A 13920-nucleotide genomic window follows, 5' to 3' on the forward strand; every position below is an offset into this window, starting at 1 on the left:
CCTACCGAAACATGAACCTATTTATATTCACTCATTTACTTATTATACATCGCTGATGTTATTAAATTTTCATTCCTTACATAAATGGGAAGAATTTGGTATAGAAAGCCTTTGGGAAAAACCAGGTCGAGGGGTAAAAGCCAAATGGAAAGAAGAAGATATAGAGTTTTTGTCAGAATGCTTAAAAAAAGAACCACGTACATATAACAGTTTTCAATTAGCTGATAAATTAGAAAAAGAGCGCTCTATTAAATTAAGTCCAGACCGACTAAGACGGGTACTAAAAAAAAAGGAATCATTTGGAAAAGAGCTAGTCCAAGTCATAAAGGAAAACAAGACCCCAAACAACGAGAAATAAAGCAATCAGACCTAGATATGCTGGAATTAGCAGCGGCAGCCGGAGAAATCGACTTAAAATATTTAGATGAATCAGGATTTTGTGCGTGGAGTAAACCAAGTTATACATATTACAAAAAATGTTAACAAAAACGGATACAGCAAACTAAAAATCGAGGTCGTAGATTAAGTATTGTGGGGCTTTTTAAACCTTTAAGTAGCTTTGTATATGGTTTGGTAATTGGAGGTTTTGATCGAAAAGCTTATATTCAGATGATGGAGAAAGAAGCAGAAGAAGCGGCCCAAATGAAACGGATTAGAATTATTGTACAAGACAACGGTCCAATACACCGATGTCACGAGGTTAAACAGTTATGGTCAAAGTGGGAAAGTCAGGGTTTATATATCTTTTTCTTACCCAAATAAGTAGCTCAACAAAATTAATTACACAAACCAACTAATATGATATACTAAAAATATCGAATCGTATTCAAGGAGATTTTATATGTTTTTACTTCGAGACATCAATCCACTTTCGTTGAAATTGCTAAATCGAATTTATCGCGAAAGCAGACATCATCAAGTGCGCCAAAGAGCACAGTTTTTAATTTTGGTTTCACAAGACTTCAAAAATGAAAAACTGCTGAAAATATTTAAAATTAGTTATAAGACTATGTATAATTGGTTGAATCGATGGGAAAATAAGGGAATGCTCGGATTATACAATAAACCAGGTAGAGGCAGAAAAAAAACCTTTAATTCGGCAGAATCTGCTCAAATTAAAGATTGGGTAAAATTGCAACCAAAACAATTAAAGCAAGTAGTACAAAAAATCAAAAAAGAATGGTCTATTAATACAAGTACGGAAACAATTAAGAGAATAATCAAAAAAAAAATATGAGTTGGCCTAGGATGCGTCGAGGTGTTGGGGGAAAGCCAGACCCCATAGAATACAAAGAAAAAAAACAAAAATTGTCAGAATTAAAACAACTAGAAGATGAGGGAAAAATTGATTTATACTATTTGGATGAGTCCGGATTTTGTGGCATCCCTTGTGTCCCTTATGGATGGCAAGATATTGGTGAATATTTGTCAATTGATAGTCGTAGAACTAAGCGTTTAAATGTTTTAGGAATCATGAATCGGCAAAACATTCTTCATGCTTATGTTTCAGAGCAGACAATTAATTCTGATGTGATCATAGCCTGTATAGATACTTTCTTTGCTGTGGTAAAGCGACCAACATTTATTGTGGTAGATCAAGCTTCTATTCATACTAGCAATGCCATTTTAGATAAAATTGAAGAATGGAAAGAACGTGGCTTAACTATATTTGAATTGCCGACTTACTCACCTGAATGAAATTTAATTGAGATTTGGTGGCGGTTTATAAAATATGAATGGCTCGAAATAGATGCCTACTCTAGCTGGCAATCTCTTGTTTCATCTGTCGAAATAATTCTTAAAAATTTTGGAGATAATTATGTAATTAATTTTGATTAACTACTTATTGTTCTGAAATGAACCCAATTGAATTAGAGTGGCAACACATTAAAGAAGATGAATTAGTCGGACAAATGTTTGAGGATGAATTAGAACTCGCTTACGCCGTAATTGACGGAGTAGAAGCTAGAGGAAAAAGAGGAGATTACCCAACACAACGTATTAAATTCAAGTCCCGTCACCAGACTTAATATTTTGTTACATACTTATGGATTTTTCCGCCGACCTACTTAGCTTAAGTTTACTCCATCCTTTCCTTCATGGCACTACCCTGCATCAGAATCGACCAATCTTAGTAAGAGATTTACCAGTGTTTGGTCGTCCTGTGTATTTAAAAATCCCACGACGGCAGTTTTATTGTCCCAATTGCCAACGATATCCCACAGAAAAAATAGATTTTTTGGACATCAAAAGACGGCATACTCAACGATACGAACAAAATATTTATGAGCGTGTCAAACAATCTAGCATGGAGCAAATTGGACGAGAAGAAGGACTGAGTTATCACGAAATAAAAGAAATATTTGATCAAATAAATAAAATTCAAAAAAAAACAAATTGGGCACAGGCTAAACGAATTTCTATCGATGAGATAAGTATGCGGAAAGGTCAAGGAAATTTTGTGACTGTTGTTAGTGACATTTCGGAAGGTAATTTAATTGAGATGATTGATTCTCATCGATCCGAAGAAATCATTGAAGTCCTTATTACACAAGCAATTGAGGTTCGTGAACAAGTTGAGGAAGTGAGTGTTGATATGTGGGGAGGATTCCCTAAAGTCATTGAAAAAGTATTTCCAAATGCTCAAGTTATCATTGATAGTTTCCATGTAATGAAAGTAGTTAATAAAGACTTAAATAAATTACGTAGAGCAGCCGGAATAACAGATAGGCAAAGTAAATATTTATTATTAAGTAATCGAGTTAATTTAAATTCAGAGCAGATTAATAAATTAGAATTGACACTAGGTAAATCAGAATGTTTGAGAATTGCCTATGAGATAAAATAAAACTTTAGAGAAATATATGAGACTAATTTTACCGTCAAAAAAGGGCAGAAAAAAATCAAACAATGGCTAAATCATGCACAAGTATTTTTGAGAGAATCTGTATTAACAATTGAGAATCATTTTGAGGGTATTTGCAATTACTTTCTTAATCGCACAACAAGTGGAGTCATGGAAGGAATCAACAATCGAATCAAGTTGATAATGCGGCAAGGATATGGCTTTTCTAATTTTAATAATTTTAGAAATCGCGTATTAGCTTGCTTCTCTGATTAGATAAAATTATAACCATAAGTTCAGGAGAGCCGTTTTTATTCACTGATATGGATACTTTTTTTGGTGATGGTGACGGCCACTCAGGTTTTGAGATGTCTCAGCAGATGATTTTATACCAACGGCTCAACTTAAATGTAAACTCGTGTCTCGAATGCCACTCTTTTAAGTATTTATACTGAAGATATCTTGCAGTTATCACCATTGTTGGGGTAGATTCAGTCCACCCACACCCTATGTGACAGTTGGGGTGCGGAATGTGGGATTATACCTACTCTCTCTAAAATCGTGAATTTTCCACTCCTAAAAAAGCAGTTTTTTTGAGTAATATTACTGATTGACATACTTGTAAATATTTCCCCCGACTTACTTAATCACTAATCACTAATCACCAATTACCAAGGACTCCCAATCATCACAAAAGCCGACCAATAATAAGGATGCGACAACTTTAAATCCGCAAAACCTTGCAGCGAAGCCGGCAACTCCACACCCTCACCCCGACTCAAACCCCGCAATCGGCCACCCTCCAAACGCACATCTCCCCGCAACATCGCAATTTGCGCTTGTCGCAGCGCCGCCCCCTTAATTCGGGCCGTCTTCAACTGCTGGTAAAACTCACTCATCAATCCCAAAGTACCTTCATCACTCACGTACCACAAACTTCCCAAAGCCGTTTGCACCCCCGCTTGCAGCGCCAAACCCCCGAAACCCAACTCCGCCTGTGGATCTCCCACCGCAGTCCGACAAGCACTTAAAACTAACATATTCACCTGCGGATCATTCAATCTCAAATCCCGCAATTGATCCAGTCGCAGCCGACTATTCCACAACTGGATAAAAGAATTATTTGGTGCTCCAGGGCGAAATTCACCGTGAGTAGCTAAGTGAATAACCCCAAAAGGTCGGCTTTGATGCTGTCGCTTCAAATTCTCCAAAGTGAAATCCTCATTCAGAAAACTAACTCCCGGCCACTCTCGGGAAATAGCGGCTATTTCAGCAGGAACTGCTGGCAAAGGATTCAACTCGGAAAATTCCGAGGCACCCATTGCTAAAACTTGAGAATTTCTGAGATCTACGTAGCGAGTATCTGTTAAATTAATGCTGGGCATCAGGCTGAGATTGTACTTTTCCACCAAAAATTGCTGTCCGTCATGCAAAGCAGCAAAGGGCATACCTCTCAAACCTCGATCGACAACAAAGGAAATAGTATCCGTTTCGCACTTTTTCAAACTGTCCTCTAAAGGCGCAATCATCCACTTATAAAGCTGTTGGGAAGATGGTAGATAACTCGTAGTAGCCCGCACCCCCGGTTTGGTAATCTCATCCCTGAACTGAGTGACTACTTTCAGCAGTTCTGCCCGGTTCGCAGCCGGTACACTTTTGTGAACCACTTCACCGCAAGAAGTGATCAGCATTAAATTTAATTCTTCGGGCTGCGAGAACAGATAAATTAAGCTAGGTTTTGTGCCGGTTTGTGCGCCCACGGATGCTAATTTTTTTTGAATTTCCTCTGGGGATACCAACTCGTCGCTGATGTTGATGTCTAAATATTCCGCGAATTCTTGGCTGAAAGATTTGTCCAGTAGAGACAAAGCTGCTGATATTTGGCCTGCCTCCAAATTCCTGCCGATGCCGCCGCGAAATGCTGACTGAATAACTGAATCTCTGATGTTTGAATTGATAAAATTTCTCAGTCCTCTCGGAGATTGTATTCTTTCGGGGGGCATCCTTTCTCCAGGTTTTCCTATATCTCGCGATATTCTGTTTTGGTTCTGCCGCTGTTCGCGACTAAAGGGTTGGTTCGGAGCGGGAAAAACCCGGTTACTATCTAATGGAAATCTACCGCTGGGCAATGGTGGCGGAGGAGTTGTACCGGGTGGAGTTGTACCGGGTGGAGTTGTACCGGGTGGAGTTATTCCGGGTGGAGTTGTACCGGGTGGAGTTATTCCGGGTGGAGTTATTCCGGGTGGAGTTATTCCGGGTGGAGTTATTCCGGGTGGAGTTATTCCGGGTAGAGTTATTCCGGGTGGAGTTATTCCGGGTGGAGTTATTCCGGGTTGATTTGTAGTGACGATCGCACTATTGCCTTGAGTGTAAGAATTTATGAAAGATTGCCGCTGAGTAATCGTACCCAAAGCATTGCTGGCGATCGCCCCAGCAGTACCATTCGTCGTCGCATCTCCCACCACAAAAGGCGTTGGCGGATTGACATCGCCGCCCCCGTGGGCGATCCTGACTGTACCCGGTTGAACGCGGCCAAGCGTCGAGACACTAACAGGAGTGCCGTTTTGGTCAAAAGTACCAGTCACTCGCACCAAACCCGGAGTTGCGATATCAACTTGAGCGCCCGGAGCATTCACCGATACAATGCTAATATCATTTTGAGCGTTAATATTTACAGCCGGAGCGCGATCGCGCACAACAAGATTAACATTTATTGCCCCTGTTCCGATCTGCCCTCCCGCTAAAATATCCACAATTGATGAAGCATTAATATTGCCAGTGCTGACATTTCCCCGGCTGCTCACTAAATCAACTACAGATCCCTGCAAATTTCCCGAATTCACATTTTGAGCGGCTTCCAAATTGATATTTCCTGTAGCGTTAACATCCCCAATTCTCACATTCCCCACATTGCTGCCAACATCAACCGCAACTCCCCTCAAATTTCCCGCATTGACATCGCCAGAACCTCTCAAATTCACACCGTTACCGGCCGTAACATTTGCAGTTTGAATACTTCCAGCATTACTATTAACTGAAACATCACTTCCCTGTAAAATTCCTGAATTGATATTGCCCAAAGCTGTCAAATTTACATTACTGGTGGCGGCGGCACTGGTAACTCCAATCGTCCCCGCACTGCTGTTAATATTAACTCCTACACCCTGCAAATTTGCTGAGTTCACATTTCCCGCAGCTCTTAAATTGATATTTCCAGTTGATGCAGTATTGCCGATCGCAATATTTCCCCCATCACTATTAACATCAACTGCCGCACCCTGCAAATTCCCTGCAGTTAAGTCGCTAGAAGCTCTCAAAGCAATGCTGGCGGCGGCTGCATCAATCGATGCCACGTTAATATTAGTTTGCGCGTCCAAATTGACTGTGGGAATCGCAGGATTAACTTGATTGGCTGAAGGATTAACAGCGATCGCTCCCGTGTTGATTTGTTGTCCTGCTAAAATTCTGACATCTCCCGTAGTGGCGATCGTACCCGTAACGACGCTTCCGCTGCTGCTGCTAGCCCTGAGAGTAGCACCCGTGAGGTTCCCTACGGTTAAGTCGCCCGAAGCTGCCAAAGTGAGATTTTCGGTGGCTGTAATATTGGCGGGTGTTGTATTGGGGATAATTATATTCGGATCGGTCAAAACTCCCAAAGCCCCGGAGTTGCTGGTAATATTAACTTGAGAACCCTGCAAATTCCCAAAATTTATATTGCCGGCTGCTGTAAGTGCGATCCTCCCATTCGTCCCACTATTGATCCTATCCGTTACTATATTACCCCCAGAAGTCAGAGTAATATTGCCGTTGATACCACCACGAGAAATGTCACTTGTCAAAATATTGTTGGCAGCTTCAATATCAATAGTCGAACCCGATATCAATCTACCCCCAACTATCACAGCCCCTGCGGTACTTGTGAGAGTAATGCTACCGCCGTTAATCTCTCTAGTTACCACATCTCCCGGTGCCGAAGCAATCACCGGCCCGCCTGCAAAAATATTATCTTCCACATAAATAAAACCTCTGGGAAAAACCGACACTGAACTGAAAGCTCCATCGTCACCCAAATTGTCAGTAGAAATATTAAGGGGATTTGCCAAATCTCGTAATCCCGCCCGCAGAATTAAAGCCGGACTGGTGGTTAAAATAACAATATCTGGATCGTCGGGATTCAGATTTTCCGTCCGCAGCAATGCAAGATCAGGGCCGGTAATTGTAATACTCTCAGCAACAATGCTGCCCTTCGCTTCCACTTTCAGCGAAACACCAGTATAATCTCCTAAGAAAACATCTCTTTCCGAACTGATAATCGGGTCAAATAAACTCACAAAATTTCCCGGCATTCCTGACAGATTGCGCACCGAAAAATTGCCCCTCGAAGCAAAGTGAGTATCCCCCGAAATCACGCCGTTGCTAACTAAACTCAAATTGCCACCGCTTTGAAATTGTGCGGGAAGAGACAAGCCGCCCGTGGCATTTTGAGTGAGAATATCAATAGTGCGATCGGCCTGAATGTATAAATTCCCCCCAGCCTGCGCCAAAAACGGATTCTCGGCGCTGTCCCTGACCCGCACCGCATCCCTGCCCAGCAAACTCAAATCCCCCGTAGTTTGCAGCCTAGCGCCCGCTAACGTGAGATTTCCCGCAGCCCATAAATTCGCACTTCCCGCATTCAACTGTGGCAGCCCAGACACATTAGCAGCGATCGCCACATCCCCAGAATTCACCTGCCAACCCGAACCCACAAGCCGCACAGAACCGTCAGCAGCAACCGCAACACCGGCCGCCTGATTTTGTCCAGTACCTGTCAGCAATTGTGGCAAAGAAACAGGATTCAAAGTCTGTTGAGAATTACCAAAATTTCCGCCCGTTGCTATTTCCAAACTCAACAAATGCCCCGGTTGACTAATGCGGAGAACATTATCTCCCGGAACAGCAGCCACAGTAATTTGCCCACCCGGGGCCGACAACTGCCCGGTACTAACAACCGTACCGCCAAGCAAAGCCAAATTTTGCCCCGGAGTCACAGCTAAATTGCCAGCATTAACAATACTTCCCGGTACAGCCGCACCAAAATAAAAAGCATTGGGCGTACCCACCAAGGCGCTAAAATTATTTGTACCCGCAGCATTAAACCAATTTGAACCAAAACCGACACCAGTAGCAGTAGTTGCAGTGAAAGCCCCCGGCACATTCAAACTCGCGTTCGGGCCAAACACAATCCCCGCAGGATTAATTAGAAAAAGATTAGAATTGCCGCCCGTGACAGTAATTAAACCGTTAATTAGCGAAGCGTCCCCGCCAGCAATTCGAGCTAATATATTCTGAATAGCCGAATTTGTCAGAAAATTAGCTATTTGACCTTCATTCAAGCCGAACTGCCCAAAACTGTGAAAAAGATTCGCCCCGTCTCCCGACAAACTGCCGCCGTTGATATCGTAGCGGTTGCCGCTGCGGGTGACAGCAGTGCCCGTACCATCAGCAGCAGGGACTATCGGCTGTGCTTGCGCGAAAGTATTAAAAATTAACAAAGAAAACGGACAAATAAATAAGCCGACCTTTTTAATCTTTAAGTTGGCGTTTTTCATGGCAGCAAGTAAAACTATCGCTATTCCCCTCAATTATGGCACCAGCCAACAACTTACCTCTAAATAACACATTAATTCGCTCATGACAATTCCCCAAATCAAAAGCTTGTACACAGACGGCGCCTGTTCCGGCAACCCAGGCCCAGGTGGCTGGGGTGCAGTAGTTTGTTTCGCCGACGGCAAGTGTCACGAACTCGGAGGTGCAGACCCCCAAACTACCAACAACCGCATGGAAATGCAGGCTGCCGTCGCTGTTCTCGAATTTTTTGCCAATTCCGGTCAAACCGAACCAGTCACCGTTTACACGGACAGCGAATACGTTAAAAACGGCATCACTAAATGGATTCAAGGCTGGAAAAATAAAGGCTGGAAAACCTCAACGGGCAAAGATGTTGTCAACCAAGACCTCTGGCACCTGCTAGACAAGCTGAATTCCCGGCAAATCAAGTGGGAACACGTCCGCGGCCACTCCGGCGACTTCTACAACGACAGATGCGATGAAATTGCCCGCAGCTTCTCGCACAATCTCACTCCCGAACTGCAACAGCAGAAACCAACTGTAGGCGAGACTCAGGCGAGCTCTTTTGTCAGCGCGGCCACACCGCCTCTAGGTTCGGAAAACACAATTGTTTCGGAAGAAACGGACGCAACTGGTAACAAAACGATAGAATCCTATGTCATAACTTCTGACCTTCCGATCTCCAACTCTACCATGATGGATTCAACTGCCGATACCCTGGAGAACTTGCCCCGCGAGGTGAGGGTTCAGGACCTCCGCAATCTGATCGAAACCTTGCACATAGCCGACGAGGTTGCGACGAAAGGCTACTTGATTACCAGTTCTGAACTGGCTGATTTGATGGATGTAAATGCCAGCGCTGTCACCAGTCGTGGAGACAACTGGGTTTGGCGAAATTGGGTAGTTTCGCGGGTGCGGCGCGAAGGCAACCAAATTCTCTGGCAATTAGAGAGAATCGACCACGTTAGTACAACTGATTAGTGGTTAGTCATGAGTTATTAGTTGATTAATAACTGATGACTAATGACTGTCTCAAAGCAAGATTTGGCAAAATTCCGTAGGGACACAACATTAGTTGTGTCCTTTTGGTCATCAGTTTACTAAACAAACTACTTAACATCAGTCCCAGTTAAAAGAAAGAATCCAACTGTAAGCCCGTGCTCTAAACCCTCATAAAATGGCGTTGCACAATTTGAGGATGATTCTTGTGGGGTAGGTGTCCCGCCTGCTTTGAAAATAAAGCGGACGGGCGGGACGCCGATCCCACAAAACAATCAAAATCATCCCGCAATTATGCAACGCCCATAAAATCAGTGATTTCCCATCGAAAATCTCAAATCTCAAATCTCAAAGAGCATGATTCCCAGCTTGCGAACAGTCATTGCTACCAGGTATGTCACTCCCTTGCGCGAGGGCGGATCGCTGCCGGCGATCGTCGAAGCAGATGATGATGGTATGTACGTGCTCAAATTTCGCGGTGCGGGCCAGGGAGCCAAATCTCTGATCGCCGAGCTAGTGGCGGGAGAGATTGCTCGCGCCTCCGGGCTCCCAATCCCCGAACTCGTCTTTGTTGAACTTGATCCCGAACTGGCTCGGACTGAGCCTGACCCGGAAATTCAAGATTTGATCCGAGCAAGTGCTGGCCTCAACCTCGCCCTCGACTATCTTCCGGGCTCCATCACCTTTGACCCGATAGCGGGGAAGTCCGATGCGGATCTGGCCTCAGAAATCGTCTGGTTCGATGCTTTTGTGACCAACATCGATCGCACGTCGCGCAATGCAAATATGCTGGTATGGCACCGCCGACTTTGGCTGATAGATCACGGTGCAGCCCTCTACTTCCACCACACCTGGAAAGATTATCTCTCGCGCAGCCGCGATCGTTTCCCGCCAATCAAAGACCACGTTCTGCTCCGTTTTGCCAGTACGCTGGAAGCAGCAAATTCCAAGATGACTCAAGGGCTAACGCCGGAAATCATTCGCAACATCGTTAAACTAATTCCTGATACTTGGCTGGTGGGAGATTCTCCTTTCAGCGATAGCAACCAACATCGGGATGCTTATATCGAGTACCTGCTAAATCGGCTAGAATCACCACATATTTTTTTGGAGGAGGCGATTAGTGCCCGATCGATTTCTGTATGATTATGCGATCGTTCGCGTCGTTCCCAAAGTCGATCGCGAGGAGTTTATCAACGTCGGGGCGATCGTTTCCTGCGGTACGAAAAAATTCCTTGAAGCTCGGATCGAAATTGATGAACAGCGGTTGATGGCGATCGACTCAACCTTAGATCTGGAAATGATTCGCAATCACCTAGCAGTCATTCCCATCATTTGTGCAGGCGGCAAGGAATCTGGCGCGATCGGTCAACTTCCGCACAGAGAGCGCTTTCACTGGCTCGTAGCACCCCGCAGTACGATCGTTCAGACATCGCGGGTACACACTGGTTTTTGCCAGAGTCTACCGGGTGCGATCGAACACTTGCTCGATACAATGGTGCGATCGTCAACCCGAAAACCATCTGTAAACGCTCGGTTGCTAGCGGTTGGAATTGACACTCAGGAGATGCGATCGCACTCTAGTTAGCGTCAGCTTGTCGCTTAGATGCTGCTTTGAGCTTGGTGAGCGATCTATCGATTTCGGAAAACACTCAGAATATCCGAATTATTCATATCTCTCTTCTCGACAAGCGCGTGAATCAGCGTCAATCCATTGTCATCTGCGGTTAATACATTGTCTTTTTTTAACCGCAGATGAGGGCAGATTAACACAGATTAACGCAGATGAATTATATCAATTCTGGTTGCATCGTCAGTGATTGTTGACTGGGGGCGGGATTTGACCACAACGATGCTACAGGATTTGATATAACTTTTCTAAAGTCTTAACCACAGTTTCGCAAGGTAGAAAGATGATGCAAATTGAACCGACAAATATGACTTTCCCTCTCTGGGGTTTAGCAATTTTCATCCTGTGGACGATCGCAATTGTAGTCATGCTGCTGACAGTCAGGATTCGGCATCTATCTGCCGGCGGTTCTCCCAAAGATTTTGGCACACAAAACGATGAAAGTTTGCTGTGGCGACTATTTCGAGTACAATCCAACTTGGTAGAAAACCTGCCTTTGTATTTGGGAGTTGTTTTCCTTCTAACCGTTAGGCGTGTTTCAGGAACAGCAGTAGATTTGCTGATTGTTGTGTACATCCTATTTCGGCTTGTACATTCAGCGATTCACATTGCCGGCCTCGATCCCAAATTTCGGATTGTGAGTTTGGCAATTCAGTTAAGCTGTTTAGTCGCCTTAACTATTATGGCAGTTTTGTAGGTGAAAAATTACGCAATTGGCCCCTGTATATAGTAGACTGCGTCAGGGGCAAACCTTAATTGTTTCTTACACAGCGTAAGTCAGACGCACCTTACAAGTCAATCGCGCCTGTGACATTACTGCCTGTGATTTGGCTAACTAATCGAAGTTTATGAACAGAATATCTCGTGCGCTCGCTGTTATTTTAATTGTATTAGGCTGCATTACTTTTGTTTTAGTTCAGACACCGCAATCAGCCTTAACTGTGCCACCTCCTGTGCAAGAGTCTCCGTCTCGCGGAGGAGATGTTGCTGAGAAAATTAATTTTGGACGGCACTTTCAAGAGCTAGGAGTTGAAGGCTCGATCGCGATTTACGACTTGAACAGCGATCGCCTTTATCAACACAACCCGCAGCGTAACGAGACAGCTTTTTTACCCGCATCTACATTTAAGATTCTCAACTCTCTGATTTCCTTAGAAACAGGGGTAATTTCAGATGAGATTGCCGTGCTAACGTGGGATGGAATTCAAAGGCAAATTCCCGCATGGAATCGAGACTTGAATATGAGAGAAGCCATCAAACTTTCCGCCGTTTGGTTTTACCAAGTTCTAGCCCGCCGAGTCGGACACGAGCAAATGCAAAAATGGGTTGCTAAAGCCGGTTACGGCAACCAAAAAATCGGTAATAAAGACGATATTGACAAATTCTGGTTAGAGGGAGAACTGCGAATCACACCCAAGGAGCAAATTCAATTTCTGGGCCGTCTCTACAAAAATGACTTACCCTTTTCTGATCGCTCGCTGTCTCTGGTGAAAGATATCATAATTGTTGAACAAAGTCCCGATTACACAATTAGGGCAAAAACAGGCTGGGCAGGCTTTGGAGAACAAACAAAGCCTCAAATTGGCTGGTATGTAGGTTATTTAGAAAAGGATAAAAATGTTTACTTTTTTGCTACAAACATTGACATCCGCAACAAAAATGACGCATCTGCAAGAATCGAGTTAACGCGCCGTTGCTTCAAGGATCTTGCGCTGCTGTAAGTACGTTATTTGTTCTCTAATATTCGCAAAAACGCTAGCGGAGCGGCTAACGGTGATAGCCAAAACACCCATTTATTCGAGGGAGCATAACACTTATGCGAAGCCTCAGCAGCCGCTGCGAGTCTATCCATCACCCTACCAATCATTGCCAACTCATTTATCGGCATACATTGAATTTTTTTGAGGATATCATTTGTATCCATCGGTTCAGTCGGCTGTTTGCCTTCCAGATGAGCTATCAATTCTTCAACGGTGAAGCCTGCTCTTGTCGCAATCTGAGCCAAATTTTTCGTATCCGGGAGCACTTGCCCTTTTTCCCAATACAGAACTGAAGCGGCAGAGACTCCCAGTAGCCTGCCAAAAGCACTCAAACTCATGGAACCACGAGCTAGTTTAACAACCTCGCTCAGTTTTTTCCTAGCTTCTGCGTCCACAGTATCAGTCACCAGATCAACACAACTCCCAGTTTACTGCCCAATTGACTTGGACTCCAGCCCTAATTCCCAGAAGCCACCGCAGCAGCAGCCAACCGCTCCACACCGGCTCGAACAATCACTGCTAGGTCACTCAGTGGCATACACTGAATTTTCTTAAGCAACTCGTTGGTATCTACGGGTTCACGCATGGGCTTGCCTTCCAGATGAGCCATTAGCTCTTCCATCGTAAAGCCTGCTCTTGTCGCAATTTGAGTCAAATTTTTCGTATCCGGGAGTACCTGCCCTTTTTCCCAATACAAAACAGAAGCAGCAGAAACTCCCAACAATCTGCCAAAGGCGCTCAAACTCATCGAGCCACGCGCTAACTTAACAACCTCGCTCAGTTTTTTCTTAGCTTCTGCGTCCACAGTATGAGTCACCACTTAATCAACACATAACTCAGTTTAGTGCCCAATTGATTTCGACTCCAGCCTTAATCTCCAGAAACCTCAGCCGCCGCCGCGAATCTATCCACCACAGCTCTGCCAATTAGCGCCACTTGACCCAGAGGCAAAAACTGGATTTTTTTGACAATATAGTCATTTCAAATAAATGTGAGACCGAGGTAAGATCATGATAAAATCGATAAAAAGAGTTAATTATAAAAAAATGGCTTACAGTCTAGACCTAAGACAAAAA

Annotated in this window: 11 protein-coding genes and 2 pseudogenes; 10 read left to right on the forward strand and 3 right to left on the reverse strand. The window is 44.1% G+C overall.

The window, feature by feature from the left end; translation table 11 throughout:
* From QUA58_RS29300 to QUA58_RS29320, 5 genes and pseudogenes are all read left to right on the forward strand, one after another.
* On the forward strand, positions 1 to 358 hold a 358-nt coding region (locus QUA58_RS29300), incomplete at its 5' end, for a helix-turn-helix domain-containing protein (RefSeq protein ID WP_333397625.1).
* A gap of 173 nt (positions 359 to 531) precedes the next feature.
* A complete protein-coding gene (locus tag QUA58_RS29305) occupies positions 532 to 762 on the forward strand; it encodes a hypothetical protein (protein WP_333397627.1) in 231 nt (76 codons plus the stop codon).
* 79 nt (positions 763 to 841) lie between these two features.
* Positions 842 to 1839 (forward strand): annotated as a pseudogene (locus tag QUA58_RS29310) (IS630 family transposase).
* Positions 1840 to 1856: 17 nt separating this feature from the next.
* Positions 1857 to 2030 (forward strand): hypothetical protein, encoded by a 174-nt coding sequence (locus tag QUA58_RS29315; RefSeq protein ID WP_333397628.1) that lies wholly within the window; start codon positions 1857 to 1859, stop codon positions 2028 to 2030.
* A gap of 17 nt (positions 2031 to 2047) precedes the next feature.
* A pseudogene (locus QUA58_RS29320) lies at positions 2048 to 3121 on the forward strand (ISL3 family transposase).
* Positions 3122 to 3513: 392 nt separating this feature from the next.
* Here the strand turns inward: QUA58_RS29320 and QUA58_RS29325 are convergent.
* A complete protein-coding gene (locus QUA58_RS29325) occupies positions 3514 to 8436 on the reverse strand; it encodes a CHAT domain-containing protein (RefSeq protein ID WP_333397630.1) in 4923 nt (1640 codons plus the stop codon).
* Between the two features lie 82 nt (positions 8437 to 8518).
* Between QUA58_RS29325 and rnhA the strand changes: the two genes are divergently transcribed.
* The 5 genes from rnhA (at position 8519) to blaOXA (ending at position 12805) form a co-directional block, all read left to right on the forward strand.
* Entirely contained in the window at positions 8519 to 9436 is a 918-nt protein-coding gene (gene rnhA / locus QUA58_RS29330; protein WP_333256626.1) for a ribonuclease HI, read from the forward strand.
* Between the two features lie 375 nt (positions 9437 to 9811).
* Positions 9812 to 10600, forward strand: coding sequence for a HipA family kinase (locus QUA58_RS29335; RefSeq protein ID WP_333397632.1), 789 nt, complete (start codon positions 9812 to 9814; stop codon positions 10598 to 10600).
* Positions 10578 to 11042 (forward strand): DUF3037 domain-containing protein, encoded by a 465-nt coding sequence (locus tag QUA58_RS29340; RefSeq protein ID WP_333397635.1) that lies wholly within the window; start codon positions 10578 to 10580, stop codon positions 11040 to 11042. The genes QUA58_RS29335 and QUA58_RS29340 overlap by 23 nt, the downstream gene beginning before the upstream one ends.
* A 325-nt stretch (positions 11043 to 11367) precedes the next feature.
* On the forward strand, positions 11368 to 11781 hold the full coding sequence (locus QUA58_RS29345) for an MAPEG family protein (protein ID WP_333397636.1): 414 nt from the start codon (positions 11368 to 11370) through the stop codon (positions 11779 to 11781).
* A gap of 151 nt (positions 11782 to 11932) precedes the next feature.
* The gene (blaOXA, locus tag QUA58_RS29350) at positions 11933 to 12805 is read left to right on the forward strand and encodes a class D beta-lactamase (RefSeq protein ID WP_333257364.1); all 873 of its coding nucleotides are present in this window, start codon (positions 11933 to 11935) and stop codon (positions 12803 to 12805) included.
* 5 nt (positions 12806 to 12810) lie between these two features.
* Here blaOXA and QUA58_RS29355 read toward each other — a convergent pair whose 3' ends face one another.
* Positions 12811 to 13251, reverse strand: coding sequence for a helix-turn-helix transcriptional regulator (locus QUA58_RS29355; protein WP_333257366.1), 441 nt, complete (start codon positions 13249 to 13251; stop codon positions 12811 to 12813).
* Between the two features lie 50 nt (positions 13252 to 13301).
* Positions 13302 to 13661, reverse strand: a complete 360-nt coding sequence (locus tag QUA58_RS29360; RefSeq protein WP_333397637.1) for a transcriptional regulator — start codon at positions 13659 to 13661, stop codon at positions 13302 to 13304.
* Between the last annotated feature and the right edge of the window lie 259 nt (positions 13662 to 13920).

The organism is Microcoleus sp. N9_A1 (assembly GCF_036701795.1).
Lineage (GTDB): Bacteria > Cyanobacteriota > Cyanobacteriia > Cyanobacteriales > Microcoleaceae > Microcoleus.

Coding starts and splice junctions, on each gene's coding strand:
- QUA58_RS29315 (WP_333397628.1), top strand. CDS start 1,857: ATGAACCCAATTGAATTAGAGTGGCAACACATTAAAGAAGATGAATTA.
- QUA58_RS29325 (WP_333397630.1), bottom strand. CDS start 8,436: ATGAAAAACGCCAACTTAAAGATTAAAAAGGTCGGCTTATTTATTTGT.
- rnhA (WP_333256626.1), top strand. CDS start 8,519: ATGACAATTCCCCAAATCAAAAGCTTGTACACAGACGGCGCCTGTTCC.
- QUA58_RS29335 (WP_333397632.1), top strand. CDS start 9,812: ATGATTCCCAGCTTGCGAACAGTCATTGCTACCAGGTATGTCACTCCC.
- QUA58_RS29345 (WP_333397636.1), top strand. CDS start 11,368: ATGATGCAAATTGAACCGACAAATATGACTTTCCCTCTCTGGGGTTTA.
- blaOXA (WP_333257364.1), top strand. CDS start 11,933: ATGAACAGAATATCTCGTGCGCTCGCTGTTATTTTAATTGTATTAGGC.